We start from the raw sequence: 24,711 nt of genomic DNA on the forward strand, positions 1-24,711 counted from the left end.
CGACTGGTCGACCAGTTCCTCCAGGACGTCGGGCTCGCCGAGCAGCGCCCGCGCGGCATCGGCGGTGAATCCGCCGGGGAACACCGACAACGCGCGCATGGCGGCCTGCCCAGCAGGTTCGAGGAGGCTCCAGCTCCAGTCGACCACGGCTTGCAGCGTTCGGTGCCGGCGCGGAGCATCCCGCGCCCCGCCGCGCAGCAGGCCGAAGCGGTCGTCGAGGCGGCGGGCGATCTCGGCGACCGACATGGCCCGGACCCGCGCCGCGGCCAGCTCCACGGCGAGCGGAAGCCCGTCGAGACGGCCGTCGATCACGTGCTCGCAGTTGTCAAGCACCAGCAGTGCCGAACCGCGGTCCAGGACGTCGGCGATCCCGAGGAGCCCATCCCGTTCCCCGACACCGAGCGCCGCCGCGACCTCGCCGACGACGTCGTCGTCGGCGGTGAGGCCGGTGAGCGCTACGAAATGCACGACGCGCTGCTGTGCCTGGCGGCTCACCGCGTGCGCCAAGCGCGTCTTGCCGAGACCGCCGGGGCCCACGATCGAGGCGACCCGGGACGAGCGCAGCAGGCTCTCCACCGCGGCGATGTCATCGGCGCGACCCAGCAGCGGATTGGGCTCGTGCCGCACGCCGCGCCGGACGACGGGAGCCTGCCCGCGCAGCAGCTGCCTGTGCAGTTCCTGGAGCGCGGGGCAGGGATCAGAACCGAGCTCGTCGCGCAGCGACCGGCGGTACGACTCGTACCTGGACAGCGCTGCGGGCGACCCGGCCGTCGCAGCCTCGCAGCGCAGCAGCTCCAGCAAGATCTCTTCATCCCTCGGCCTCGCGCGGAACAGCTCGGCCAGCGGCTCGACCGCCTCGGCGTGGCGGCCCAGCCGCGACAGCGCAAGAGCGCGGGCGCGCACCAGCGACCGGTGCACCGACGCCCGCTCGGCCCGGAGCGCCGAAACAGGGTCGTCGAGCATTTCGCCGCTCGGCGATTCGTCCCAGAACGCGAGTCCGGCCTCGGCGTGCGCGAGGGCTGCGGCGTGATCGCCGGATCGGGAGTGCCGGGCGCTGGCGGCGGCGCAGAGCCGGACGGCGGAGGCGTCGACCTGGTCCTCGCCGATCGCCAGGCGGTACCCGGTCGGGGTCCGCGCGATCACCTCGGAGCCCAGCTGAGCGCGGGCACGGGACACCAGGACCTGCAGCGCCTTGGCCGGATTCTCCGGCTGTTCCTCGGGCCAGAGCCCGTCGAGCAGGCGAGCGGTGCTGCAGCCGGTGCGGAGATCGCTCGCCAGGAGGGCGAGCAGCCCGCGCAGCCGAGGACCGGTGATCTCCCGGCCCCGGAAGGAAACCCGGGACAACAGGGCCAACTCCGCGATCACCGAACCAGGCTAGCCAGCCACCCGCCGCACCGGGCTCCGCAGTTTCAATTGAGCTTGGACATAAATCAGGAGGGGCATCCACAGTCCAGGGAGCCTCTGAGGTTCCGCTACCCGCACCGCCACGCAAATCGAGGTTGGAAACCCCAATTGAAACTGCGAACCCCAGAAGCACGGGCGAGCGTCAGTCGCCTGCGGCGTTGCGGCGCCAGTAGGCGAGGGCGTAGAGGCGGCGCCGGTCCAGGCCGAGTTCCCGCTGGCAGTGCTCGCGGAGCTGGTGCACCACGTCGGCCTCCGCGCCGATCCACACGTGCGGGTCCGGGTCCAGCTCGGCGGACCGCAGCGCATCCACGAGCAGCGTGCTGTCGGCCGCTGGGACGCCGTCGCGGTGCAGCCAGTGCCAGGTGACGTCGGCGGCGGAACCGAGCGACTGCTCCTCCGCGGCATCGGCGACCTCGGCGAACACCTGCACGCGGGCCTCGGCGGGCAGCTCCTCCAGGATCGCCGCGATCGCCGGCAGCGCCGTCTCGTCGCCGACCAGCACCAGCGGATCGGCGTCCGGCTGCGGCCGGTACGCGGGGCTGGGGCCGACGGTGACGATCCGCTCGCCGGGCGCGGCCTGCGTCGCCCACGTGCTGCCCGGCCCGTCGTGGTCGTGCACGACGAAGTCGATTGCCAGCTCCTGCCGCTGCGGGTCGAACCAGCGGACGGTGTAGGTGCGCTGCCGGGGCTGCTGCTCGCGGGGCAGCGCGAACACCTCGGCGCGGGTCCGGCCCAGCGGCATCGGCTGGCCGGGCTGCGGCAGGCACAGCTTGATGCGCTGGTCGCTGCCGTTGCTGACGAAGTCCGAGAGCTCCGAGCCGCCGAGCGTGACGCGCACCATCCGAGGCGTGATGCGCTCGGTCGACCGCACGTCCAGCAGCCGGTACCGGGATCGCGCGCGCCTGGTGCTCGCCTGCGTGTTCGTCACGCCTCCGAGTCTAAAGAGCCCGCTCTCGGGCTCGACCCGCATGGCGGGTGCGGCCTGCGGCTCGTGAGCGTTTTGGATCGCCATGACGATCCAAAACGCTCACGAGACCTGGGCCGAAAAGCAGTGCGGGCGCCTTCGGTTCGAAGACGCCCGCACCGGTCGGTCACGGCGGGAAGATGCCCGGCGGCAGCACGGGTTGTTCCGGCTGCTGCGGCGGCCGGTCGCCCGGCGGCTGCGGCGGTGGTTGCTGCGGGGAGCCGGGCGGCGGCCTCTCCGGCGACGGCGGCGGCACGTACCCGGTGCTCACCGAGATCGTCACGATCTCGCCCGGCAGCGCGAAGCCGCGGGGCGTCTGGCTGGTCACCGTGCCCTGCTTGCGCGTGCTGCTCACCGAGCGCTCCTGGACCTGGTAGCCCGCCTTCTGCAGCGTTTCCGAAGCCCGCTTGCGGTCCATGCCGACGACGTTGGGCACCTGGAACTCGTCGCCGCCGTTCTCGTACCGGCCGGTCGTCGGCGGCAGCGGCAGCACGGGCAGGCCCTCGTGGATGACCTTCATCGCGTCGAAGAACGTCCGCGCCGGCACCTTGCCGCCGTAGATGTTCCCGCCGTTGACCCCGCACAACCGCGGCGGATCGGAGTCGCAGATGCCCTGCGGCGAGGTTCCGTCGCTGAAGGTCAGCACCGCGCCCGCGAACTGCGGGGTGGCACCCAGGAATCCGGCAGACTGGTGGGCCTCGGTGGTGCCGGTCTTGGCGGCCAGCGGGCGGGTCCACCCGGCCCCGTTGGCCGCCGCGTAGGCGGTGCCGCCCGGCTGGTCGTCGCGGCTCATCCCGACGGCCATCGCGTTCGCCAGGCCCTCGTCCACCGCCTGCTCGCACGGGTCCTCGGTGATCGACATCGGGTTGCCGTTGCGGTCCAGGATCTGCTCGATCGGCGTCGGCGGGCACCACACGCCGCCGCTCATGATCGTGGCGGCGACGTTGCTGAGCTCCAGCGGACTGGTCGGCGCGTAGCCGAGCGTGAAGGCGCCGATGTTGCGCTGCTTGACCTGGTCGGCCTGGGACAGCCCGTTCGCCCCGCCGGGCGCCAGCGGATCACCGCCCGCGGTGTGGCTGAGCAGCGTCTCGCGCATGCCGAGCCGCGCCGCTATGTCCACCGTCTGCGGGAGCCCGACGCGTTCCTGCAGCGCCACGAAACCGGTGTTCGGCGAGGTCGCCAGTGCCATCTGCAGGGTGCGCGGGCCGGGCCGCACGCCTTCGGCGTTGCCGACGGTGTAGGGCGCGGTGCCGTTCTTGTACACCGACGACGTGTAGGAACCCGGCGCCTGGATGGTGTTGTAGATGCCCATCCCCTTCTCCAGCGCCGCCGCCGAGGTGAACACCTTGTAGATCGAGCCCGCGCCGAACTTGATCACGCCGCTGGGCAGCGCGTACGCGGTCTGGCCCTTGGCGGCGTCGAGCCCGAAGTCGCGGTTGGCGACCAGCGCGCGGACCCGGTGCTTGTCCTTGCCGGGCTCCACCACGCTCATCACGTTGGCGACGCCCTTGGTCGTCTTCGGCACGCCGCGCTCGGCGGCGGCCTTCGCCGCGTCGGTGGCGCGCGAGTCGAGGGTGGTGCGGATGGTGTAGCCGCCGCGCTTGAGCTGCTCCTCGGTGAACCCGGCGCGCTCCAGGTAGTCGATCACGTACTTGCAGAAGAAGCCGTCCGACGGCCCGGCGCCGACGCACCCGTTGGGCGGGCTGCGCAGCGGTTGCACGAGGCCGAGCGGCGAGTTGCGGGCCTCCTCCGCGGCCTGCGGCGTGATCCGGCGCTGGTCCTCCATCGCCTTGATCACCAGGTTGCGGCGGTTGAGCGCTTCGCCGGGGTTGTTCTGCGGGTTCAGCGCGCTCGGGCTGTTGACCATGCCGGCCAGCAGCGCGGCCTGCGCGATGGTCAGCTTGTCGGGCGTGGTGTCGAAGTAGGTGCGCGAGGCGGAGGCGATCCCGTACGCCTGGTTCCCGTACGGCACCACGTTGAGGTACCGGGTGAGCACGTCCTCCTTGCTGAGCTGCTTCTCCAGCTGCAGCGCGATCCGGATCTCGCGGAGCTTCCGGGCCGGGGTCTGCTCGATGGCCTTGGCCTGCTTGACCGGGTCGCCGCCGGCGACCACGTGGACCATGTAGTTCTTCACGTACTGCTGGGTCAGCGTCGAGCCGCCCTGGGCGATCGCGCCGGACATCTGGTTGGTCACCGCGGCGCGGAGGGTGCCAGCCCAGTCGACGCCGTGGTGGTCGAAGAACCGCCGGTCCTCGATCGCCACGATCGCCGCCTTCATGGTGTCGGCGATCTGGTCCGGCTGGGCCGGGGACCGGTTCTGGTCGAAGAGGTACGCGATGGGCAACCCATCCCGGTCTGTGACGGTCGTCACAAGGGGCGGTTCCTTGGTCATCAGGTCGGCGGAGATGCTGTTGACCGCGTCGCTGGCGCGGTTGGAGACCACTCCGAGTGATCCCGCCGCCGGGAACAGCAGGCCGGCCACCAGGACCCCGGCCAGCACACACAGACCGAACAACTTCAACAAGCCGTCTCGGACACGCACTTCGCCAGGGTAAATCGGGGTTGCTTCGTGACGGAGTGTCACGGCGTAGATCCGCCCGATGTGATGAGTAAGAAAGATAACGGAGCGACAACCGTTGGTTGGTTGTGGAACCAGTGGGCTCTACAGTCCGTCTACGTCCAGCGACAGCACTGTTGTGGTTGAAGCAGTTCTGAGCACAACATCCGGTGCCGGGGGGCTCCGGACGAAAACGGTCGCCGACGATCCAGTGAGGAGCTGGGGGAACTCTATGTTCGAGCAGGGGGACTGGCGGGTTAACGCCGCATGCCGTGACCAGAATCCGGACCAATTGTTCGTCCGGGGCGCCGAGCAGCGCAAGGCGCGAATGGTCTGCTTCGGCTGCCCGGTCCGTACCGAGTGCCTCAGCGAGGCGCTAGACAACAAGATCGAATTCGGTGTGTGGGGCGGAATGACGGAGCGGGAGCGGCGTGCGTTGTTGCGGCGCCGGCCCGACGTCCGGAACTGGCGGGAATTGCTGGAAGCCGCCCGGCAGGATTACGCCGATTTCACCGAGTACCAAGTGAGCTAGTCCGTTCGAGGTCGGTTCGGCCAATTCGCCACGGCGGATTGGCCGAACCGACTTCTGCTATTCACCGGCAAGTCGCCGGCCGATCTCCCGGAGTCCGGCCAGGTCGTGCACGTCCGACGGCAGCGCCGGAACGCCGATCAGCGACACCTCCGGATGGGCCCGGGTGAACCGGGCGAGCATCCGCTTCTCCCGCTCGGCCACCGCGACGCGGTCGGCGTGCACCCGCAGCACCGCCGCGGCCAGCGGTGCCGAGTCGGCCTGCTCCACCTCTTCGGCGGCGGTGGTCGCCCGGGGGCCGGCGAGCCCGGCGAGCACCGGGTGGGTGCGGTTGGCGACCAGGCCGACCAGCGGCATCCCCTCCCCGGCCAGCCGCTCCACGAAGTAGGCGGCCTCCCGCAGCGCGTCCGGTTCCGGCGCGGCGACCACCAGGAACGCGGTGCCGGGGGAGCGCAGCAGCCGGTAGGTCTGGTCGGCGCGCTCCCGGAACCCGCCGAAGGTCGAGTCGAAGGCCTGCACGAATGCGGCGGCGTCGGCCAGCAGTTGCCCGCCGATCACGGTCGACACGGCCTTCGCGAACAGCCCGAACCCCGCGCCGACGATCTTGCGCAGGCCCTTGCCGCCGACCCGCGCCGGGCTGGACAGCATCTTGATCAGGCGCCCGTCGAGCACGGTGGACAGCCGCTGCGGCGCGTCCAGGAAGTCCAGCGCCGACCGGCTCGGCGGGGTGTCCACCACGATGAGGTCCCAGGTGCCGGTGGCGGAGAGCTGGCCGAGCTTCTCCATCGCCATGTACTCCTGCGTGCCGGAGAACGACGTGGAGATCGTTTGGTAGAAGGGGTTGTTCAGGATCTGCTCGGCGCGTTCCCGGCCGGCGTGCGCGAGCACCATGTCGTCGAAGGTGCGGCGCATGTCCAGCATCATCGCGTTGAGGTCGCCGGCCGGTTCGAAGTCCTCCAGCACCACCTGCTTGGGCTGGTTGCTGAGTTCCCGCAGGCCGAGCGCCTGGGCCAGCCGCTTGGCGGGGTCGATGGTGAGCACCACGGTCTTGCGGCCGCGCTCGGCGGCGCGCACCGCGAGGGCCGCCGCCGTGGTCGTCTTGCCCACGCCGCCGGACCCGCAGCAGACGACGATGTTCGTGTTCGGGTCGTCCAGCAACGCGTCGACGTCGACCTGCGCGGGTCGCAGCGGTTCGCTCATCGTGGGCTCCGGATGCCGTGTTCGTTGAGTATCTCGGCGAGTTCGTAGAGCTCGGCGACGTCGATCCCGGTGAGATCGGGCAGCGAGACGGTCGGCAGGTCGGCGTCGGCGAGCTGCGCGCGTGCGGCGTCTTCGGTCTGCGTCCGGATGGCGTGCTCGACAGTCTGGTGCACCAGCCCGTCCAGCGTCTCGTCGTCGACCTTGAGCCCGGCGGCGGCCAGCCCGGCGCGCACCCGCTCCGCGTCCACCCGGCCGCTCGCGGCCGCGGCGACCGAGCGGGCCGGCAGCCGGTCGGGCCGGACCCGGTTGCACACCACGCCGCCCGGTCGCAGGTCGGCGGTGTCGAGTTCGGCCACCGCCTCCAGGGTTTCCCGCACCGGCAGCTCCTCCAGCAGCGTCACCAGGTGCACGACGGTGTCGCTGGAGTGCAGCAGGCGCACCACGCCGTCGCTGTGGTCGCGGATCGGCCCGACCTTGGCGAGGTCCGCCATCGCGCGGGTGACGTCGAGGAACTTGACCACCCGGCCGGTCGGCGGCGCGTCGACCACGACCGCGTCGTAGACGTAGCGGCCGCGCTCGTCGGTCCGGCCGACGCATTCCTTGATCTTCCCGGTGAACAGCACGTCGCGCAGGCCCGGCGCGAGCGTGGTGGCGAACTCGATCGCGCCCATCTTGCGCAGCGTGCGACCGGCGAAACCGAGGTTGTAGAACATCGACAGGTACTCCAGCAGCGCCGCCTCGGCGTCGATGGCCAGCGCGCGGAGCTCGCCGCCGCCGGGCGCCGCGGCGATCCACTCCTCGGCGTAGGGCAGCGGCGCGGTGTCGAAGAGCTGGGCGATGCCCTGCCTGCCTTCCACCTCGATCAGCAGCACCTTGTGGCCGCCGGTGGCCAGGGCGAGGGCCAACGCGGCGGCGACGGTGGTCTTGCCGGTGCCGCCTTTACCGCTGACGACGTGCAGTCGGGCGTGATTCAGTTCCCCGTCCCAGTCGGTCACACGATCAGCGTAAGTGCCGCGTTCCCCGGATGTCTGCCGACCGCGAACTCCCGCCACGCCGCGGGATCGGCGCCGATCAGCGAAGGGCGTGCTTTGCCAGGTCGCGGACGCCCGCGCGCAGCCGCGCCCAGCTGTAGTCCGCCTCCCGCAGGGCGAAGTTGAGGTCCGCGTCGACCGCTGCCAGCAGCGCGTGCGCGAGGTACTCCGGATCCGCTGCGGCGCCGCAGCGGAGGGTCAGGTGCCGGTGCCAGAACCGGTAGGAACCGATGCGGTACCGGGCGCCCGGCGCGGCGGTTTCCGAGAGCCGGACCAGTTCCAGGTGCTCGGCCAGGTAGTCGACGTAGGCGTCGAGGAAGGCCAGCACGCGTGCCGCGTCGGCAGCCCCGGGACCGAGCGGCGGCGGTCCGGTGAGCAGCAGCACCTGCCCGGGGCCATCGCGCTGACCGAGGGCCACGTCGAGGAGAAGGCGAGCGAGCTGCTGCCGGACAAGGGCGCCGCCATCGTCGTCTACTGCTCGAACGCCGCCTGCGGCAACAGCCAGGCCGTCGCCACGAGGTTGGAGCGGCTCGGCTACACCGGCGTCCGCAAGTACCGCGAAGGCATTCAGGACTGGGTCGAGGCGGGCTTGCCCGTCAAGACCGGAGCGTGAGCGCGGCGGCGCGGAGCGCGGGCGGCCGGTCTCCTAAGCTGCACGCATGCAGAAGTGGGAGTACGCGACGGTTCCGCTGTTGATCCACGCGACCAAGCAGATCCTCGACCAGTGGGGCGAGGACGGCTGGGAGCTGGTCTCCGTCCTGCCCGGCCCGACCGGCGAGCAGATGGTGGCCTACCTGAAGCGGCCGAAGGGGGCCTGACATGGGTCGATGGACGGATCGTCTCGCGGAGCTGGGTGTCCCGCTGCCGGAGGTGGTGCCGCCGGTCGCGGCCTACGTGCCCGCGGTGCGCACCGGCTCGCTGGTCTACACGTCCGGCCAGGTGCCGATGGTCGCCGGCAAGCCCGCCGGGATCGGCAAGGTCGGCGCGGAGATCAGTGCCGAAGAGGCCAAGCAGCACGCCGCGATCTGCGCGCTCAACGCGCTCGCCGCGGTGGACGCGCTCGTCGGCCTGGACTCGGTGGTGCGGATCGTCAAGGTCGTCGGGTTCGTGGCCTCGGCCGAGGGCTTCACCGGGCAGCCCGGTGTGGTCAACGGCGCGTCGGAGCTGCTGGGCGAGATCTTCGGCGAGGCCGGGCAGCACGCCCGCTCGGCGGTGGGCGTCGCCGAACTGCCGCTCGGCGTCCCGGTCGAGGTGGAGCTGATCGTCGAGGTCGAATAGGCGGAGTGCGGCCGAATGGCCGTCCGCTACGTCATTTGCGCGGCGTTGCCCGATTTCGGGTGACGCCGCGTTTCGTACACGTCACGGCGGGTCGTCGGCGAATATCGCCGGCCCCGATTTCGGCGGCTCGGACGCGCGGTGCCGCCTTCGACCAGTACGCTGCGATCATCTCCTGGTCGGGTTCGTCAGATCTGGCGTAACCCGAATAGGGGTAGATCGATTCCAGTGTGTCGCGAAAAGACCGTTCAAGGGCTTGATTGATCCGGTTGTCGCGGCCAAAGTTCACCTGGACGGGTGTAGCTGGTCGGGGGGCGGCGAGCGACACCCGCGTCGATGGAGTACGAGCCTTGGGAGGGGCCGACGTGGCGGTGCGCGAAACCGATCTGCTGTGCCACGAACTACTTCTCCGGCTCGCCGGCCGACTGCCCGACCGGCACCTGTGGCGCTTCCGCGACTGGCTGGCCGGGGACGCCGCCGACGTGGTCGCGCGGATGCTGCCGGGCACGCTCGTCCGGGAGCGCATCGCGCTCGACGACGCCGAACACCAGCTGCTGGCCAACGCGCTGGCCCCGCTGGGCGCCGACCCCGCGATGGTCAACGCGGTCCTCCCGGTCGACCCGGCCGAAGCCCCGCAGTACACCTTCAGCGGCGAACGGCCGGCGGACAGCGCAAGCGACTCCGCGGTGCTGGTGCTCGGCGCCACGCTGCGCGGCCGCCCCGGCGTCCGCGAGGTGCGCAGCAGCTGGCGGCGCACCGACGGCGGCGCGGCGAAGCTGGTCGTGCTGGTGACCGCGTCCGCCGACGTCGTCGGCCTGACCGGGGAGATCCAGCGCGTTCTGCGGGCGCTCGGCGAACCCGAACCCTGCGTCGAGGTGCTCCCGCCCGACCTGGAACCCGCCGCGTACCACCACGCCGCGCTCGCCGAGTCGGCGCTGGTGTGCACGGGGGCCGAAGAACTCGCCGGCCGCCGCGGTTGAGCGGCCGACATCCTGAAGGAGGCGTGCGTGGTGGACGTGGCTGAGGGGGCCGGGCCGGTGGACCGGCTGCACAACCTCTTGCTGGCCATGACAGGCCGGGTGGACGACGACGGGATCAACTCGGCCCGCGAACTGCTCGGCATCGGCCAGCCAGGCGCCGCGGCCGAATACCTCACCGGCTGCCTGCTGGCCGGCCGCATCCCGGTGACCTCCAGCGAGCAGTACCACCTGCGCCGGGTCCTCGACGAGACCCGCTCGACGCACGTCCTCGCGGACCGGGTGAACGTGGTCGACTCGGTGCCGATCGACGAGCACCGGTTCGGCGAACCGGCCGAGGACGACGGAGACCTGGTGGCGGCGCTCGCGCCGGTCGCGGCACGGCTCCAGGGCGTGCGCGGGCTGTGGTGCGCCTCGCGGACGACGCCGGCCGGCGCCAGCTACGGCGCGGTGCCCCGGCGCATCCTGCTCGCCGAGGTCAGCCCGGAGGGCTCCACCACGGCGGTGGCCTACCAGCTGATCGAAGCCCTGCGCCGGGCCGGCATCAACTGCTCCGTCGACGTCTTCGACAGCGGCGCTGAACTGCCCGAATACCACCGGGAAGCCCTCGCGGCCGCGCACCGCGTCCGCCTCGACGCGCCACCCGCGCCGCCGGTGGAGCGCCCGGCCCGGGAGGAACGACCGGTCGAGCGCCCTGTGGAACAGCAGCGCGCGGCGGAGCCGCAGCGCCGGGCGGTGGAGGAGCGACCGGCGGAGCCGGAGCGCTCGATCCCGCAGCCGGCGCAGCCGGTGAGCCAGCCGGAGCACGAGACGGCGCTGGCGCAGGCCGCCGAGGCGCAAGCCGAGGCGAACGCCATGCGGGTGCCGCCGGCGGTCGACGCGAAGCTGACCGACCGGGAGCGCAACCTGCTGCGCAAGCTGCACGAGGAGCTCGCGCAGCGAGAGCAGGACCGCTCCGGCGGGTCGCGGCGGCAGAACGGGGCGAACAACGGCGAGGAGGGCTGGACGTCCACCATGCCGGGCGGCACCGGCGGCTTCCCGCCGATCGGCGCGGCCCCGGCCAACAACCAGGCCTACTCGCCCCAGCAGCAGCGCTCCTAGCCAACCGCCAGGAGCGCCGTTTTATCTGGTCGCACCAGCCGTGCGCGTCTTGTGCTGCTTTAGCGACAAAAAACACGCACGGCCGCCCACCTACAGAAACGCCGCTCCGAACCAGTCATCGCCCACGTCGTGAGAGAACCGCGGCCCGGCGGCTACACCGCCGCCAGGACGTCGGCGATGATCTGCTGCAGGTGCAGGCCCCGGCGGACGTCGCAGGGGTGCTCCGTGCGCTCCTCGCGGATCATCGCGAGGAGGTCGTCGAGCATCCGGGCGTAGCACTCGCGCGCGGCGGTCCGGCGGCCGAGCAGCGGCGCCTGGCCGTGCTCGCCGTACACCGCGAAGTCGACCATCGCCGGCTGCACCGGCATCCGCAGCGACAGGGTCAACGTGCTGGTCAGGTCGCCGTCGTGGCCGAACACGAGCTGCCAGAGGCCGTCGCTGCTGCGGTGCGCGAAGTGCACCTGCTCGATCTCGCCGAGCGCCGCGTCGAGCAGGTCGATCGCGTGCGGCCCCGCGTCGATCAGCGCGCCGTCCTGCTGCTGGCGCCACTCCGACGCGGCGTAGTCGCCGGCCAGCAGCCCGCCCGCGAGCCACCGCCCCGTGCCGCCCTGCACACCGTCCAGCCCGCGCACGCCGGCCAGCCACTCCTGCACCTCCGGCGCGTACCGGCGGGTGAGCATCAGCAGCGCGGCCACCCCGGCCTCGTCCACCGCCTCGACGATCTCGCGGGCACCGGCCGGATCCGCGGCCAGCGGCTTCTCCAGCACCAGGTGCTTGCCCGCGCGAGCGGCCCGCGGCGCGAGCTCGGCCTGCACCGCGGGCGGAACCGCGAAGGCCACCGCGTCGACCGATTCGAGCAGCTCGTCGAAGCCGTCGACGACTGCCGCGTCGTACGACTCGGCGAAGGTCTTGGCCGCGTCCGGTCGCCGCGCCCACACCGCCGCCAACCGCGTTCCCGGGTGCGCGGACAAGCCGGGTCCGTGCACCCGGTGCGCCCAGGGACCCGCTCCGACCACGCCGACTCGCAGTGCTTCGTCCATGCCGCAATGGTGCCGTTGACCCATCGCGGTTACTGCAGTTGGGGGTCCGAATGCCACGGTCGGGTGGCCGGGGCGCTGCGCTCTCCGTGCGAAAAATCAATTCTGGAATCACTTTCTAGTGGTTTTCCGGCATAGGGTGGCCCGCATGGTGCAACTGCCCGAAGATCGCGTCCTGCCAACGGGATTCGTGCCCGATGAGCTCCCCGCGCAGCCGGCCGCGCCCAAGGATGCGGCCACCGTGATGCTGCTCCGGGAGGGCTCGGCGGGCCCGGAGGTGTTCCTGCAGCGCAGGGTGAAGGGCATGGCCTTCGCAGGCGGCATGACGGTCTTCCCCGGTGGCGGCGTCGACCAGCGCGACGCGGACGCGTCGGTGGCGTGGAGCGGACCGGACGCGGACTGGTGGGCCGAGCGGTTCGGCTGCACGCAGGACGTGGCCCGCGCCCTGGTGTGCGCGGCCGTGCGCGAGACGTTCGAGGAATCCGGCGTGCTGCTGGCCGGGCCGGACCCGACGACGGTGGTCGGCGACACGAGCCACTACGCCGGGGCCCGCGCTGCGCTGGTCTCCCGCGAGATGTCGCTGGCGAAGTTCCTCGCCGATGAAGGGCTGGTGCTGCGCGCTGATCTGCTGCGCCCGTGGGCGAACTGGGTGACGCCCGAGCGCGAGCCGCGCCGCTACGACACGCGGTTCTTCCTCGCCGCGATGCCCGCCGGGCAGCGGGCCGACGCGGTCACCTCGGAGGCGTCCGAGGCGTACTGGTCCACCCCGCAGCAGGCGCTGGCGGACTTCGAGGCGGGCCGCTGCCACCTGCTCCCGCCGACCCGCGTCACGCTCGGCGAGCTCGCCGAGTGCGGCAGCCTGCCCGCGGCGCTGGCCGCGGAGCGCACCCTCGCCAAGGTCATGCCGAAGCTGGTGCGCCGCAACGACCGGTGGCACGCGGTGCTGCCGGGCGAACCCGGATTCGAGGAGGCGAAGTGATGGAGCACCCGGCCTACGGAACGCTGCGCCAGGTCACCCCGTACGCGTCGGTGCTGCTCGCGCACAACCCGTCGCCGATGACCCTGGAAGGCACCAACACGTGGGTGGTGCGCGATCCGGGCGCGGGCGACTGCGTGGTGATCGACCCGGGCCCGGACGACGCCGCACACCTGCGCCGGGTCGCCGACCAGGGCCCGGTGTCGCTGGTGCTGCTCACGCACCACCACGGCGACCACACCGACGGCGTCGAGCAGTTCGTCGAGCTCACCGGGGCACCGGTGCGCGCGCTAGACCCGGCGCTGTGCCGGGGCGCGGAGGCGTTCCGGGACGGCGAGGTCATCAAGGCCGGCGGCGTGGAGCTCCGGGTGGTCGCCACGGCGGGTCACACGGCCGACTCGGTGTGCTTCATCGCCGACCACGACGAACCGGCCGTGTTCACCGGCGACAGCATCCTGGGCCGGGGCACGACGGTCGTGGCGCAGCCCGACGGCCACCTCGGCTCCTACCTCGCGTCGCTGCGCCTGCTCGCCGAGCTGCCGCCGGGCCTGCGGGTGCTGCCCGGCCACGGCCCGGAGCTGCCCGACGCCCAGGCGATCGCGACGGCCTACCTGAAGCACCGCGAACAGCGCCTCGACCAGGTCCGCGCGGCCGTCCGCGACCAAGGGCCGGAGGTCACGCCCCGCCAGGTGGTGGAGGTCGTCTACGCCGATGTCGACCGCTCGGTCTGGCCCGCAGCGGAGTGGACGGTCCAAGCCCAACTCGCCTACCTGCGAGAACAGGGCGAGCTCCGGGGCTGACCGTCAGGTCCGCTTGGGCATCAGCACGTAGTGCAGTTCGGCGCCGGACGGGTCCGGCTCCGCGCCGGTGATCACCGTCGAACGGCGGTTGCCCGCGCGGAGGCCGATCCGGACGGTTTGCGTGCCGAACGCCTGCAGCGCATCAGAGAGGTATCGGGGCTGGTAGGCGGTGGTGATGCGATCGCCGCTGGTGGTGGCCTTGACCGCCTCCTCGGCGTCGCCGAACTGCTGGTCGGCCGCGCGCACGCGCACCTCGGCGTCGCCGACCTCCAGCAGCAGCGTGCCCTGCGCCCCGGCGAACGGCGTCACCCGGCGCACGGCCCCGGCGAGGTCGGCGGCCGCGACGTCGACGGTGCCGTCGAAGGCGTCGGTGAGGTGGCGCGCCTCGCTCGGGAACGGCGCGTCCAGCACGGTGCTGCTGACTTCGGTCGTCGGCCAGCTCATGCCGACCCGGTCCGCGTCGGCGTGCAGCACGACCTCGGCGTCGTCGGCCTGCTTGGCGATCTCGGCGAGCAGGTTCGCCGGGATCAGCACGTCGAGCTCGGCCACCTCGGATTCCCACGGCACGCTCGCCACCGCCATCCGGAACCGGTCGGTCCCGACGAACACCAACCGCTCACCGAGCTGCTTGACGTGCACGCCGGTGAACACGGGGAGCGCATCGTCACGCGACGCGGTGGACGCCGCGACAGCGGCCAGCGGCAGGACGTCGATGTCGAGCACGCCGACGCGCGGCGGAGCCTCGCGGACGCCGGGATGGGACGGCAGGTCGAGCAGGGGGAGCGCGAAGCGCGCATTCGGTGTGCGCAGCGCGAGCTTGCGGCCCTCGACGACGAGCCGCACTTCAGGGCTGTCGATGTTGCGCAACGTCTCGGCGAAGGGACGGCCGGGCACGAGCACACGGCCTTCGGCGTGCGTCCTCGCGCTGCGGCTCACCCGCATGCTGCGTTCCCGGTCGGTGCCCGCGAGCACGAAGCCGTGTGCGTTGGCTTCGAGCACGACGCCGCTGAGCACCGGGTCGAGCACCCGGCCACGCAGCAGACGAACAAGATCGTTGGCGGCGTACGCGAGCGTCCGGGTCGCCGAGGTGACGTCGAGGTCCATGCGCGCAAGCTAGCCATCAGCACCGACAGCCCGAGCCGCACGACGTTTCCGCAGGTGATAGCTCGTGAGTGGTTTGGAGCGCCATAGCACTCCAAACCACTCACGAGCCCTGACCAGGCAGAACGGCTACTTGGCGGCGAGGGAGAGGTCGGCGCGGGAGGCGGCCGGGACCAGGGTGCCGCGGCGCAGCCAGAGGACCGCGGCGAAGACGACGCCGACCGCGCTCGCGGTCAGGAACGACGCCGCCGGGCCGCTGATCTCGACCAGCTGCCCGCTGACCGACTGGCCGATGGCCGCGCCCAGCGTCACCGAGGTGACCACCCAGCCGAAGGCCTCGGTGGCGGTGCCCGCGGGCGCCGCGATCTCGATCGCCACCGAATGCGCGGTGGACTGCGGCGTGATCAGGCTGCCGGCCACCAGCAGCGCCAGGCACAGGCCCCACAGCGTCGACGGCACGGCCAGCAGCGTGAGCAGCGCGGCGAAGCCGAACAGCAGCGCAGGCAGCCGCAGGTGCATCGGCCGCGGCCAGGGGCGCAGCCCGTAGGCGACGCCGACGATCACCGAGCTGACCGACAGCAGGCTCAGCAGCAGGCCGCCGGCCGTCGGGTGCCCCGCTTCCACCGCGGCCGCGGGCACCCCGACCTCGATGAAGCCGATCAGCATGCCGAAGCCCAGCGCGGCCAGCGCCACGGTCCGCATCCCCGGGCTGGCGATCGCCCCGAGCAGGCTCCCGCCGCCGCTGGGCATGGGCTCCGGGCGGTGGCTGCGCGCGGCGCGGGTGGTGGCGAAGCCGACGCTGCCGACGACCATGCACGTGGCACCGACGACGACCCCGGTCCCCGGCCACGGCATCGCGACCATGAGTCCGGCCAGGCCCGGGCCGAGGATGAAGAAGACCTCCATGCTGATCGCCTCGTACGAGAAGGCCGCGTCCCGCGCCGGGCCGGGCGGCAGCAGTCGCCCCCACAGCGCCCGCGACGCCGGGCCCACCATCGGCTCGCTGATCCCGACCAGGAACGCCAGCGCGGCCATCAGCGCCACCGGGGCGTGCAGCTCGATGACCACCACCTCGATGGCCACCAGCGTCGCGAACACGCCGGACATCACGTACAGCGGAATGGTCGGTCCCACCCGGTCCATCACCCGGCCCTGGGCGACCGAGCCGCAGGCGACGCCGATCAGCGCGCCCGCCGACACCAGTCCGGCCGCCGCGAACGACCCGGTCTGGCGCTGCACGTAGAGCATCAGGGCGAGGCCCACCATCGCGATCGGCAGGCGGCCGAGCAGCGAGGTGATGACGGGCCCGCGGGCGCCGGGGGCGGTCAGGGCGGTGCGGTAGTCGGTGAGGGACATGGATTGGGACACGCGAACCAGTATTCCAATTGTGGTACGACAGTACCAACTCGGTTTCGGGTAATTCGCCTCACGCGCGCCGGAAAAGGACCTTCTACCCGGTTCGCTCGGCGCCGAAACAGGGCACACTCTTAAAAGAGCGGCTACGCAATCCGGGTGAACTCTGCAACCGGGCCGAGGGTGGCTGCGTCCTGGAAGGTGAGAGGGGTTGCTGGTGGCACCGGCCGTCCAGCATCTTCGACAAGAGAGCTTTCCTCTGGTGCCAAGGATTCGGGGCCGACGCATCGGAGGATCGGGGGAGCGTGGTTGGTCGTCGGGGGACGAACCACGCACATGTGAAGGGGCTGGAGCGCCGCGTCGGGGGCGGCGCCCAGCCCCTTCACATGCATCAAGAGCAGGCGCGGGCGTCAGGAGCCGCCACCACCGCCGCCTCCGCCACCGTCGCCACCACCGCTGAAGCCGCCCCCGCTGTCGCCGCCGCTGAAGCCGCCGCCGCACTCGCCGCCGAAGCCGCTCCCGCTGTCGCTGCTGCCGTAATCGCTCGAGTCGATGTAGGTCGCGGTCACGCCGGAAGAACGACGACGCCCGTCGTCCTTGGACGTGGAGGCGATGACCGCCGCCATGACCAGCCCGGCGCCCGCAACCACGGCAACCAGGACCAATGCTTGGATTAAGGCCGGTTCCACCTGTTCGATCCCCTCAGCTCGGTCCGGTCCTCGGTCCAAGGTTGGACGCGCGTCGCCAGCTCAGGGTTGCGACCCGGACACGAAAAGTGAAGGAATCTCAGTCGCCTCCGCCGCCGCCGGAGTCGCCACCGCCGCCGCCAGAGTCACTGCCGCCGCCGGAGTCCCAGCCGCCACCCGAGTCGTGCCCCCAACCCGAGTCGCCGTGGTGCCAGGTGGTGCCGGAATCGACGGCGCCGCTGCTGCTCGTCGAGCTGAGCCGCCGCCGCGCGGCGTAGTTGCGGTTGCGCTGCATGCGCGCGCGGCGCCGCGAAGGCCGGCGTTTGATCTGGTCCCAGATGATCGCGATCCCGAGGAGCAGCAGCATCGCCGCCCCGACGTAGCCGATCCAGTGCATGTCGCCCCCACCCTGTCGGTCAACCGATCAAGGTTTACACGGGGCAGGTGTCCGGCGGGTTGCTTTCGGACACGAAAAAACGCGCGTCGACTGAGGAGCCCGGGAACGAACCCCGGACCCGTCGGCCGACGCGCGTCAGTTCGCGGCGTCGCTGGTGTCAGCGGGCGCGGCGGGCCAACCGCTCCGGGTCGAGGATGAGCACGCTCTTGCCCTCGAGCCGCAGCCAACCGCGGTGTGCGAAGTCGGCCAGCGCCTTGTTCACGGTCTCCCGCGATGCGCCGACGTACTGCGCGATCTCTTCCTGCGTCAGGTCGTGGGTGACCCGCAGCAGGCCGGCCTCCTGGCTGCCGAACCGCTGTGCGAGCTGCAGCAGCGCCTTGGCGACCCGGCCCGGCACGTCGGTGAAGATGAGGTCGGCCAGCATGCCGTTGGTCCGGCGCAGCCTGCGAGCGACCACGCGCAGCAGCTGCTCGGCGATCTCCGGGCGAGTGGCGATCCACTGCCGCAGCGCCGTCCGGTCCATGCTCAGCGCGCGGACCTCGGTGACCGTCGTCGCCGTCGAGGTGCGCGGCCCCGGATCGAAGATGGACAGCTCGCCGAACATGTCCGACGGGCCCATGATCGCCAGCAGGTTCTCCCTGCCGTCCGGCGACTTGCGTCCGAGCTTCACCTTGCCGGACTGAATGATGTAGAGCCGGTCCCCCGGCTCGCCCTCGGCGAAGATCACGTGTCCTCGCGGGAACTCGACCGGTTCCAGCGACTGGGCCAGTGCCTCTGCCGCGGCCGGCTCAACGCCCTGGAAGATGCCGGCCCGGGCCAGTGTCTCGTCCACCTCGTCCCTCCATGTTGAGACGCGGCGGCTGTCTGTGGTGCCGGACCCGCGAGTGCGAATCTAGCGGTGTGCCGCCGATCACTACCAGTAAATTCTAAGACTGGTCGCGGGAACGGCGAGTACGTAGTCTACCGGCGCGTCCCACCCTGCGAAGCTGGAACAACTCCAGCGCGCGTCCAATACCTTGCCGGAACAGCGCCCGCACCTCGTCGGGGCGAGCGTTCTCCAGCAGCTCCTCCACCTCGTTCTCCTGCACCGCCACGTGCCGCAGGCGAGCCTCCACGCGCTCCATGAAGAGGGTGAAGAACATGATCACGAGCGGCACGACGATGACGAACCAGGCAGCCATCATGATTTGAATCCTCGCTCATACCTTCGGGGCGGGTGCAACCGGGGTCGGGTTCCCGGCGAGCGTGACGATCCGACCACCTTTGGTGACCGTCGGTGCCCATGGTCCGGTGGGGTGCCCGGACCGTGTCGCAGCGCAGCCTATCCGGACGCGCAAGGCCTCTTGCGTCCGGACACGCCCTGGCGGCCGGAGCCGCGCCGGTGCGGCCGGTTGGCCGAGGCGATCGGATCCGTAGTCTGGTGGCGTGTCAGACCTGGCTCGGAACAAGCGCAAGAGTGCCACCGCCGGCTCGGGCGGTGAGACCCGGCTGGGGCTGGTCCGGCGAGCCCGCCGGATGCTGCGGGCGCTGGCCGAGGCGTATCCGGACGCGCACTGCGAGCTGGACTTCGAGACGCCCCTGGAACTGGCGGTCGCCACGATCCTGTCCGCCCAGTGCACCGACAAGCGGGTCAACGAGGTCACCCCGGCCCTGTTCCGGCGGTACCCGACGGCCGCCGCCTACGCGGGGGCCGACCGCACCGAGCTGGAGGAGATGATCCGCTCCACCGGCTTCTACCGGAACAAGGCCGCGTCGCTGATGGGCCTGGGCGCGGCGCTGGTGGAGAAGTACGACGGCGAGGTGCCGCGGAAGCTGGACCAGCTGGTCAAGCTGCCGGGCATCGGCCGGAAGACGGCCAACGTGATCCTCGGCAACGCCTTCGACGTCCCGGGCATCACGGTGGACACCCACTTCGGACGGCTGGTCCGGCGCTGGGGCTGGACCGCGGAGGAGGACCCGGTCAAGGTCGAGCACGCCATCGGCGAGCTGATCCCGCGCAAGGAGTGGACGATGCTCTCGCACCGGGTGATCTTCCACGGCCGCCGCGTCTGCCACGCCCGCAAGCCCGCCTGCGGAGCTTGCCTGCTGGCCAAGGACTGCCCGTCCTACGGGCTGGGCCCGACCGAACCCGTCCCGGCGGCGAAGCTGGTCCGCGGCCCGGAGACGCCGCGGCTGCTGGCGCTGGCCGGGGTCGTCGACGAGGTCCCGGAGAGCACCGTCGAACAGGCCGCGGCGAAGGAGCCGGTGGCGTGAACCTGCGCGCCTACGGCAACGAGATCCGCTGGACGATCGTGGTGCTCGTGCTCGCCGTGGTCGGCGTGATCGCGCTCTGGCCGCGCGACGCCGACCAGCAGCAGGAACAGACCGCCGCGCCCGCTCCGCCGCCCGCGGCCCGCGCCATCGACCCCGCGCAGCGAGCGGCGGCGGCGCTCCAGCCCTGCCCGGCGGCCGAAGGCGGCCCGGCGGAGCTGGCCGGGATCACCGGCAGCTGCCTGGCAGACGGGCGGCCCGCCGACGCGGGCTCCGCCGTCGCCGGTGGACCGACGCTGATCAACCTCTGGGCGACCTGGTGCGCGCCGTGCCGCACCGAGCTGCCCGCGCTGCAGGCCTACGCCGAGCAGCCGGGCGCGATCCGGGTGCTGGGCGTCCAGGTGCAGAGCGATCCGGCGGACGGTCTTGACCTTCTGACCCGGCTGGGCGTTCACTTCCCCAACGTGCATGACGGGGACAACCGCATCAGGGCCGCGCTGAAGGCGCCGAACGTGCTGCCGATCAGCTACGTGGTGACCGCCTCCGGCGAGGTGCGCCGCATCGATCCGCCGGTCGCGTTCAAGAGCCCGGAGGAGATCCGAGCCGCCGTTGACCGGACGTTGGGAAGTGCCCGGTGAACCCGCGGCGAACGGGCCCGCTGGTCGACCCGGCGGAGCTGCCCGACTGGCTGCGCGGCCTGGTCGAGCGGTCCGCCGACCTCGATCCGGGGCATTTCGGCTGGCCGCGCGAGAACCCGCCGGTGGAGGCCCGCCCGGCCGCGGTGCTGGTGCTCTTCGGCGAGGGCGTCGACGGCCCGGACGTGCTGCTGCTGCGCCGCGCCGACGGGCTGAGCTCGCATCCCGGCCAGGTTGCTTTCCCGGGTGGCTCGCTCGACGATGTCGATCGTGGGCCGGTCGATGCCGCGCTGCGGGAAGCCGTCGAGGAGGTGGGGTTGCGGCCGGAGGGCGTCCGACCGGTGGCGACGCTGCCGGAACTGCACGTGGCGCACAGCGGCTTCCGGGTGACCCCGGTGCTGGCGCACTGGGCCGAGCCGTCCCCGGTCTCGCCGGTGGACCTCGGCGAGACGGCGGCGGTGGCCCGGGTGCCGATCTCCTGGCTCACCGATCCGGCGAACCGGCTGCGGGTGGAGCTGACCGGTCGGCACGCGAGCCCGGCGTTCCTGGTGCCCGGGATGCTGGTGTGGGGTTTCACCGGCGGCCTGCTGTCGGGGCTGCTGGACCTGGCCGGCTGGTCGCGTCGCTGGAACCGCGCCGACGTGCGTGAACTCGACGAGGCGTGGCGGGCCGCAGAGGAGGCCGAGGACATCGGCTTCGGGCGTTCGTGAACGGTTTGAGAACCTGTTCTCGTCTTCCAGCACGCGCGGGACCGCTTCGAGGACGGGCTGTGGGACCGTGGTGCGCCGCCGATCGTCGGCGAGATTGAGGTGAGCGGGTGAACTGGGTCGACCTGCTGGTGGTGCTGCTGGCGCTGCTCGCCGCGGTGTCGGGGGCCCGCAGCGGCCTGGTCACCGCGTTGTTCTCGTTCCTGGGCGTGTTCATCGGCGCGGTGGTGGGCCTCAAGGTGGCGCCGCTGATCCTGGACCGCCTGGACAGCCCGGTCGCCCGCCTCGCCTTCGGCGTCGGAATCGTGGTGCTGCTGGTCGCCTTCGGCGAGACCTTCGGCATGTGGGCCGGCCGGGAACTGCGGGACCGGATCACCTCCCCGAAGCTGACCGGCGTGGACAACGCGCTCGGCGCGGTCCTGCAGTTCGTCGCGGTGCTCGTGGTGGCGTGGCTGATCGCGCTGCCGTTCACGTCGGCGTCGGCGCTGCCCGGCCTCGCGGCCGCGATAAGCCGGTCGAAGGTGCTGACCGCGGTCAACTCGGTGATGCCCGCCTCGGCCAAGGCGCTGCCGGACGACCTGCGCGAAATGCTCGGGGTGTCCGGTTTCCCGCAGGCGCTGGAGCCCTTCTCGGAGACCCCGGTCGCGGAGATCGCGCCGCCGGACATGGCCCTGGCCAACAGCCAGGCGGTGCGCAACGCGCGGACCAGCGTGGTGAAGGTCCGGGGCCGGGCCACGTCCTGCGCGCGGGCGCTGGAGGGCACCGGCTTCGTGATCTCGCCGCACCGGGTGATGACGAACGCGCACGTGGTCGCGGGTACCGACCGGGTGGCGATCGAGATCGGTCGCGGCGAGTTCGACGCGAAGGTCGTGCTCTACAAGCCGGACGTGGACGTCGCGATCCTGGCGGTGCCGGACCTGGACGCGGACGCGATGGCCTTCGTGCCGGGACCGGCCAGCCCGGGCAACGACGTGATCGCCCTGGGCTACCCGCTGGACGGGCCCTACACGGCGTCGGCGGGCCGCATCCGGGAGCAGATCAGGCTGCGCGGCCCGGACATCTACGACGCGAACACCGTGGTCCGCGACGTGTACACGGTGCGCGGCCGGGTGCAGAGCGGGAACTCCGGCGGGCCGCTGATCGACCCGTCCGGCAAGGTCGTGGGCGTGGTCTTCGGAGCGGCGGTGGACGACCCGGAAACGGGCTTCGCGCTCACGGCGAAGGAAGTGGCGGACGAGGTCGCGGCGGCCCCGAACCTGAGCGCGGAGGTCGACACCGGCCCCTGCACCAGCTGATCGGCGCGCGGGAACGGGCCTCCGGCCGGCTCAGGGTCTGAGCGCGGTTTCGCGCGAAACCGGCACCTCGCACCGCGCGTCAGGGCCGCCCCGACGCATGGCGACTCGCGTACCGCGTTCCCGACCGGCTCGACAGCGGATCAACGGGTTCGTGGCCCGGTGACCGGCGGGAGCGTCAGGACGCGGCCGGGGTTTCCTCGGTGTGCTGGCGCTTGGCGATCTTCGAGGTGTCCTTGAGCGTCTCGATGGTGCGCTTCGGCGCCCGGATCTTGCGCACCCGCATGTAGCCGAGCAGCGCCAGCAGGCCCGCGACCAGCAGCATCACCAGGAACACGATGCCGAAGGCCGCCCAGCGCCACAGGCCGAGCTGGGCCAGCCCCTCGGCCAGCGTGAAGAACAGGAAGAACAGGCTGAAGCCGAGCACGGTCAGCGCGAGGACGAAGTAGACGCTGCCCTTGACGGCCTTCTTCATCTCGCCGGCGAGCTCGGTCTTGGCCAGCTCGACCTCGGACCTGACCAGTGTGGACAGGTGCGTCGTTGCATCGCGTACCAACGCGCCGATGGACTGCCCGTCGGGAGCAGTGCCCTCTTCGGACAGCGGGATGGACGTGACCGCAGTCCACCCCGCACCGTCACGGCTGCCGTTGGTGCTCTTCTGGGCGCTGTTCACGTGCCCCATCGTGCCACGCGCGATCAGCACGCCACCGGGCGACTCGCGGTGCGTTACCCGCGAGTGACCCGCGGCGCCAGGTGTTCCGCAGTTTCAATTGAAACCCCGTCCCGGGTCTCAGGCCCGCAGTTTCAATTGAAACTGCGGTCTCCCGGGGCTGGACGTGGAGTTCAGGCGTCGTCGGTGCCGTCGCCGTTCTTGAGCTTGCGGCCGCGGCGCAGCAGCACCGCCGCTGCTAGCAGCGATGCGATGGCGGAGGCGATCAGCACCGCGGCCTTGGCCCGTTCCGCCGCCGCGCCGGCCAGCGACAGGTCGGCGATCAGCAGGCTGACCGTGAAGCCGACGCCGCCGAGCATCGCCAGCGCCGCCATGTCGCGCCACTGCACCGATTCCGGCTTCGCGCCGATGCCCAGCTTCACCGCGAGGAAGGAGCTGCCGAAGATGCCGATCAGCTTGCCGACCACCAGGCCGACGATCACCGCGATCGCGACCCGGTCCTCCCGGATCGCCGCCAGCGCCTCGCCGTCCACGGGCACGCCCGCGGCGAAGAACGCGAACACCGGCACGATCAGCCCGGCCGACCAGGGCTGCAGCCGGTGCTCCAGGCGCATCGCCGGCGAAGCCGGCTCGTGCGGGTCGCGCCGGACGCGGGTGAGCAGCCCGAGCGCCACGCCGGCGATCGTCGCGTGGATGCCGCTGGTGTGCACCGCGATCCAGGTGGCCACGGCCAGCGGCACGTACAGCCACGGCGTGGTGACCCGCTTGCGCTGCAGGTACCAGTAGACGACGCAGAGCACGACCGCCGCGAGCAGCGCGAGCACGCTGAGCCCGTCGGTGAACAGCACGGCGATCACGACGATCGCGCCGAGGTCGTCGACGACGGCGAGGCTGAGCAGGAACACCCGCGCCGCGGTGGGCATCCAGGACCCGGTCAGCGACAGCACGCCCAGGGCGAAGGCGATGTCGGTCGCGACCGGGATCGCCCACGCGGCGTGCGCGCCGGGCGCGCCGTGGCCGATCGCGAAGGCGAGCGCTGCGGGCACGATCATGCCGCCGATCGCGGCGATCACGGGCAGCAGCGCACTCTTGACGTTGGAGAGCTCGCCGACCACGAGCTCGCGCTTGAGTTCCAGTCCGGCGACGAAGAAGAAGATCGCGAGCAGGCCGTCCTTGGCCCAGTCGCCGACGGACAGGCCCAGGTGCAGGAACTGCGGCCCGATCTCGAAGTCGCGGACCGCGTGGTAGATCCCGGCCGCGGGGGAGTTCGCCAGCAGCAGCGCGAGGGCGGTCGCGGCCAGCAGGACCATGCCGCCGACGGTTTCGGTCCGCAGGTAGGAGCCGAAGTCGAAGGTTCGAGCCGACCTGGCGGGCTGGGGCTGGTTGCGGGCTGCTTTCGACACTGGCGGCTCCGATCGTGGATAGCACGAACTGCGACGCCGACCAGTCTTCCCGGCACACCTTTACCGGAATCCTAACATCCGCGGCTCACGTGATTGTCGGCGCAAACAAGATTGGGAAGGTGTTTTCCCAGGTCAAAGCGCCGTGTGTGAATCGGAGAGATCGCGAACGCAACAGGGGCGCCCTCCGTGCGGGAGGGCGCCCCTGGCGCGTCGGACGTGCCGGTCAGTCGTCGCTGGACTTGTTCAGGCCCTTGGAGATCAGCGACATGACGGACGAGTCGGCGAGCGTGGTGACGTCGCCGACCTCGCGGTTCTCCGCGACGTCGCGCAGCAGCCGCCGCATGATCTTGCCGGAGCGCGTCTTGG

At 71.7% G+C, this 24,711-nt stretch carries 27 protein-coding genes and 1 pseudogene; 12 read left to right on the top strand and 16 right to left on the bottom strand.

Annotation, left to right across the window (positions count from 1 at the left end):
* Positions 1-717: 717 nt before the first annotated feature.
* The 3 genes and pseudogenes from E1288_RS49135 to E1288_RS31705 form a co-directional block, all read right to left on the bottom strand.
* Positions 718-1,365, bottom strand: a pseudogene (locus tag E1288_RS49135) (AfsR/SARP family transcriptional regulator); the annotation flags it as partial.
* Between the two features lie 181 nt (positions 1,366-1,546).
* On the bottom strand, positions 1,547-2,332 hold the full coding sequence (locus E1288_RS31700) for a siderophore-interacting protein (protein ID WP_235883934.1): 786 nt from the start codon (positions 2,330-2,332) through the stop codon (positions 1,547-1,549).
* Between the two features lie 163 nt (positions 2,333-2,495).
* Positions 2,496-4,910: a penicillin-binding protein gene (locus E1288_RS31705; RefSeq protein WP_165968362.1), complete on the bottom strand. Its 2,415-nt coding sequence runs from the start codon at positions 4,908-4,910 to the stop codon at positions 2,496-2,498.
* Between the two features lie 247 nt (positions 4,911-5,157).
* On the opposite strand from E1288_RS31705, the gene E1288_RS31710 reads away from it, so the two are divergent.
* Positions 5,158-5,457 (top strand): WhiB family transcriptional regulator, encoded by a 300-nt coding sequence (locus tag E1288_RS31710; RefSeq protein ID WP_010307833.1) that lies wholly within the window; start codon positions 5,158-5,160, stop codon positions 5,455-5,457.
* 57 nt (positions 5,458-5,514) lie between these two features.
* Here E1288_RS31710 and E1288_RS31715 read toward each other — a convergent pair whose 3' ends face one another.
* The 3 genes from E1288_RS31715 to E1288_RS31725 form a co-directional block, all read right to left on the bottom strand.
* Positions 5,515-6,654: an ArsA family ATPase gene (locus tag E1288_RS31715; RefSeq protein WP_132491804.1), complete on the bottom strand. Its 1,140-nt coding sequence runs from the start codon at positions 6,652-6,654 to the stop codon at positions 5,515-5,517.
* Complete coding sequence (locus E1288_RS31720; RefSeq protein WP_132491806.1) at positions 6,651-7,649, bottom strand: ArsA-related P-loop ATPase; 999 nt, start codon at positions 7,647-7,649, stop codon at positions 6,651-6,653. Before E1288_RS31720 ends, E1288_RS31715 begins: the two co-directional genes overlap by 4 nt.
* Positions 7,650-7,725: 76 nt before the next feature.
* Positions 7,726-8,013 carry a hypothetical protein gene (locus E1288_RS31725; protein WP_132491808.1) on the bottom strand — a complete coding sequence of 96 codons (288 nt, stop codon included), beginning with the start codon at positions 8,011-8,013 and terminating at the stop codon, positions 7,726-7,728.
* Here E1288_RS31725 and E1288_RS31730 point away from each other — a divergent pair.
* From E1288_RS31730 to E1288_RS31740, 3 genes are read left to right on the top strand one after another with little or no spacing between them, the layout of a single operon-like run.
* Positions 7,969-8,298 carry a rhodanese-like domain-containing protein gene (locus E1288_RS31730; protein WP_132491810.1) on the top strand — a complete coding sequence of 110 codons (330 nt, stop codon included), beginning with the start codon at positions 7,969-7,971 and terminating at the stop codon, positions 8,296-8,298. The two genes, E1288_RS31725 and E1288_RS31730, sit on opposite strands and share 45 nt — an antisense overlap.
* 46 nt (positions 8,299-8,344) lie before the next feature.
* Complete coding sequence (locus E1288_RS31735) at positions 8,345-8,503, top strand: DUF4177 domain-containing protein (protein WP_093267385.1); 159 nt, start codon at positions 8,345-8,347, stop codon at positions 8,501-8,503.
* Position 8,504: 1 nt separating this feature from the next.
* Positions 8,505-8,963 (top strand): RidA family protein, encoded by a 459-nt coding sequence (locus tag E1288_RS31740; RefSeq protein ID WP_132491812.1) that lies wholly within the window; start codon positions 8,505-8,507, stop codon positions 8,961-8,963.
* Positions 8,964-8,994: 31 nt separating this feature from the next.
* Here E1288_RS31740 and E1288_RS31745 read toward each other — a convergent pair whose 3' ends face one another.
* On the bottom strand, positions 8,995-9,249 hold the full coding sequence (locus E1288_RS31745) for a hypothetical protein (RefSeq protein ID WP_132491814.1): 255 nt from the start codon (positions 9,247-9,249) through the stop codon (positions 8,995-8,997).
* Between the two features lie 76 nt (positions 9,250-9,325).
* On the opposite strand from E1288_RS31745, the gene E1288_RS31750 reads away from it, so the two are divergent.
* Complete coding sequence (locus E1288_RS31750) at positions 9,326-9,940, top strand: hypothetical protein (RefSeq protein WP_235883935.1); 615 nt, start codon at positions 9,326-9,328, stop codon at positions 9,938-9,940.
* Between the two features lie 27 nt (positions 9,941-9,967).
* A complete protein-coding gene (locus E1288_RS31755; protein WP_235883936.1) occupies positions 9,968-11,038 on the top strand; it encodes a hypothetical protein in 1,071 nt (356 codons plus the stop codon).
* A 152-nt stretch (positions 11,039-11,190) separates the two neighbouring features.
* Here E1288_RS31755 and E1288_RS31760 read toward each other — a convergent pair whose 3' ends face one another.
* Complete coding sequence (locus E1288_RS31760) at positions 11,191-12,078, bottom strand: Gfo/Idh/MocA family protein (RefSeq protein ID WP_132491818.1); 888 nt, start codon at positions 12,076-12,078, stop codon at positions 11,191-11,193.
* Between the two features lie 145 nt (positions 12,079-12,223).
* Here E1288_RS31760 and E1288_RS31765 point away from each other — a divergent pair, with 145 nt between their 5' ends.
* Together E1288_RS31765 and E1288_RS31770 are read left to right on the top strand one after the other, a co-directional pair.
* Positions 12,224-13,054, top strand: a complete 831-nt coding sequence (locus E1288_RS31765) for an NUDIX hydrolase (RefSeq protein WP_165968363.1) — start codon at positions 12,224-12,226, stop codon at positions 13,052-13,054.
* The gene (locus tag E1288_RS31770; protein ID WP_132491846.1) at positions 13,054-13,851 is read left to right on the top strand and encodes an MBL fold metallo-hydrolase; all 798 of its coding nucleotides are present in this window, start codon (positions 13,054-13,056) and stop codon (positions 13,849-13,851) included. The genes E1288_RS31765 and E1288_RS31770 overlap by 1 nt, the downstream gene beginning before the upstream one ends.
* A gap of 3 nt (positions 13,852-13,854) precedes the next feature.
* Here E1288_RS31770 and dnaN read toward each other — a convergent pair whose 3' ends face one another.
* From dnaN to E1288_RS31800, 6 genes are all read right to left on the bottom strand, one after another.
* Complete coding sequence (gene dnaN / locus E1288_RS31775) at positions 13,855-14,955, bottom strand: DNA polymerase III subunit beta (protein WP_132491822.1); 1,101 nt, start codon at positions 14,953-14,955, stop codon at positions 13,855-13,857.
* A gap of 126 nt (positions 14,956-15,081) precedes the next feature.
* Positions 15,082-16,320, bottom strand: coding sequence for an MFS transporter (locus tag E1288_RS31780; protein WP_408014145.1), 1,239 nt, complete (start codon positions 16,318-16,320; stop codon positions 15,082-15,084).
* Positions 16,321-16,715: 395 nt separating this feature from the next.
* Entirely contained in the window at positions 16,716-16,994 is a 279-nt protein-coding gene (locus E1288_RS31785) for a pilus assembly protein (protein ID WP_132491824.1), read from the bottom strand.
* A gap of 97 nt (positions 16,995-17,091) precedes the next feature.
* Complete coding sequence (locus E1288_RS47310; RefSeq protein WP_165968358.1) at positions 17,092-17,388, bottom strand: hypothetical protein; 297 nt, start codon at positions 17,386-17,388, stop codon at positions 17,092-17,094.
* Between the two features lie 157 nt (positions 17,389-17,545).
* Complete coding sequence (locus E1288_RS31795) at positions 17,546-18,220, bottom strand: Crp/Fnr family transcriptional regulator (protein ID WP_093267402.1); 675 nt, start codon at positions 18,218-18,220, stop codon at positions 17,546-17,548.
* Between the two features lie 94 nt (positions 18,221-18,314).
* The gene (locus E1288_RS31800) at positions 18,315-18,569 is read right to left on the bottom strand and encodes a hypothetical protein (protein WP_029535541.1); all 255 of its coding nucleotides are present in this window, start codon (positions 18,567-18,569) and stop codon (positions 18,315-18,317) included.
* Between the two features lie 244 nt (positions 18,570-18,813).
* On the opposite strand from E1288_RS31800, the gene nth reads away from it, so the two are divergent.
* The 4 genes from nth (at position 18,814) to E1288_RS31820 (ending at position 22,275) form a co-directional block, all read left to right on the top strand.
* Positions 18,814-19,641 carry an endonuclease III gene (gene nth, locus E1288_RS31805; protein ID WP_207954668.1) on the top strand — a complete coding sequence of 276 codons (828 nt, stop codon included), beginning with the start codon at positions 18,814-18,816 and terminating at the stop codon, positions 19,639-19,641.
* Positions 19,638-20,276: a TlpA family protein disulfide reductase gene (locus tag E1288_RS31810; RefSeq protein ID WP_132491826.1), complete on the top strand. Its 639-nt coding sequence runs from the start codon at positions 19,638-19,640 to the stop codon at positions 20,274-20,276. Before nth ends, E1288_RS31810 begins: the two co-directional genes overlap by 4 nt.
* Entirely contained in the window at positions 20,273-20,983 is a 711-nt protein-coding gene (locus E1288_RS31815; protein WP_132491828.1) for an NUDIX hydrolase, read from the top strand. Before E1288_RS31810 ends, E1288_RS31815 begins: the two co-directional genes overlap by 4 nt.
* Positions 20,984-21,090: 107 nt before the next feature.
* A complete protein-coding gene (locus E1288_RS31820; protein ID WP_132491830.1) occupies positions 21,091-22,275 on the top strand; it encodes a MarP family serine protease in 1,185 nt (394 codons plus the stop codon).
* 175 nt (positions 22,276-22,450) lie between these two features.
* Here E1288_RS31820 and E1288_RS31825 read toward each other — a convergent pair whose 3' ends face one another.
* Positions 22,451-22,954 carry a phage holin family protein gene (locus tag E1288_RS31825; RefSeq protein WP_132491852.1) on the bottom strand — a complete coding sequence of 168 codons (504 nt, stop codon included), beginning with the start codon at positions 22,952-22,954 and terminating at the stop codon, positions 22,451-22,453.
* 161 nt (positions 22,955-23,115) lie between these two features.
* On the bottom strand, positions 23,116-24,345 hold the full coding sequence (gene nhaA / locus E1288_RS31830) for a Na+/H+ antiporter NhaA (RefSeq protein ID WP_132491832.1): 1,230 nt from the start codon (positions 24,343-24,345) through the stop codon (positions 23,116-23,118).
* Positions 24,346-24,711 lie beyond the last annotated feature (366 nt).

Origin of the sequence: Saccharopolyspora elongata (assembly GCF_004348985.1) — a bacterium.
GTDB classification, from domain to species: Bacteria; Actinomycetota; Actinomycetes; order Mycobacteriales; family Pseudonocardiaceae; genus Saccharopolyspora; species Saccharopolyspora elongata.